3 protein-coding genes are annotated in these 1,250 nt (G+C 66.4%); all 3 read left to right on the top strand.

What is annotated here, in order from left to right:
• Positions 1-134: 134 nt before the first annotated feature.
• Positions 135-458 (top strand): nucleotidyltransferase family protein, encoded by a 324-nt coding sequence (locus tag AC5LSR_RS22605; protein WP_493465856.1) that lies wholly within the window; start codon positions 135-137, stop codon positions 456-458.
• Positions 448-570 (top strand): hypothetical protein, encoded by a 123-nt coding sequence (locus AC5LSR_RS22600; protein WP_445548510.1) that lies wholly within the window; start codon positions 448-450, stop codon positions 568-570. The genes AC5LSR_RS22605 and AC5LSR_RS22600 overlap by 11 nt, the downstream gene beginning before the upstream one ends.
• Positions 571-851: 281 nt before the next feature.
• A complete protein-coding gene (locus AC5LSR_RS22595) occupies positions 852-1,100 on the top strand; it encodes an antitoxin (RefSeq protein WP_445548509.1) in 249 nt (82 codons plus the stop codon).
• Positions 1,101-1,250 lie beyond the last annotated feature (150 nt).

Genomic DNA, 1,250 nt, shown 5'->3' with positions numbered 1-1,250 from the left:
GCTCGCAGAGGTGATTCGCCGGGACTGCCGAAGCCCCAGGGGGTAAGGGCGAGCAGTCCCTTGTCAGGACCCGGACTCGGACTCGGACTCGGACGAGGTGACACCAGTGTCACGCGGGGCGGACCCTGCGCCGCGTGGTCGTGACCGTCTCTGGCGATAATAGGGAGGTGGCCGTCGATCTTCGTGACAGCCGGATCGCTGAGGTGTGCCGGCGTTACGGCGTCGCCGAGCTGTCCGTCTTCGGCTCGGTGGCTCGCGGCGACGACACCGACGATTCGGATGTCGACCCGCTGTATGTGCTGGAGCCCGGCTCAAAGCTCGGTTTCGAGATCGTCGATCTCCGAGATGATCTCGAAAAGATCATCGGACGCCGCGTCGACCTGGTACCCAAGGCCCGGCTGAAGTGGGTCATCCGCGACCGGGTGCTCGCGGAGGCCCGGGTCCTCTATGCGGCGTGACGAGCTCTGCCTCGTCGACATGTTCGAAGCCGCGGTCGCGGCGGCGACGTTCGTCCGGGACGTCGACGAGGCCGCCTTCCTGGCCAGCGAGATGATCTTTCCGTCACGCTGATCACTGGGCATCGCCCCTGGTCGGGGTCTGCGTGGCGACCGGACGGATGGCGACCTCAGGGCCCGCCACCATGATCGAAGGGTTCGTGTCCTGGTACGTCAGGTCCACCGACCATCGCGGGAACGACAGGTGACGCAGGTCCCGTCATTGCGGAGCTTGACGTTCACCGCCGCCAGCACCACTGCCTCATGTCACAGCGTGCCCGCACTACCGCTATCTGACCGAGTCGGCAGTGGGCCCTTGGTAGCTACTATTGATAGCTACCATCTGCGGGAGGCGTTATGGCGGACACGGCGATCGCGAGGCTCTTCACACACGGCCGGAGCCAGGCGGTGCGGCTCCCGAAGGAGTTCCGGCTGCCCGGCGACCGGGTGCGTGTCCGGCATGTGGGAGACGGCGTGCTGCTGGAGCCGATCGCGTCCGACGTCGATGCCTGGTTCGCCGAGCTGGACCGCTTCGTGGATGTGCCGTTGTTCGATGACGGCAGGAACCAGCCGCCGACGCCCGCCGGGGAGGACTTCTTCGGGTGAACTACCTTCTGGACACCAACGCCGTGGTCGCGCTGCTGCGGAACAAGCCCGTCGGCGTGCGGGAACGGTACCGGGAGGCCGGAGCGTCCGGGGATTATCTCGCGCTCTCGTCGGTCGTCTTGTTCGAGCTGTGGTATGGCGTGGCGAAGA

The sequence above is a fragment of the Protofrankia sp. CiP1_Cm_nod4 genome (genome assembly GCF_982290645.1).
The sequence above is the reverse complement of the archived record's forward strand: the minus strand, read 5'-3'. Positions and strand labels throughout refer to the sequence as shown.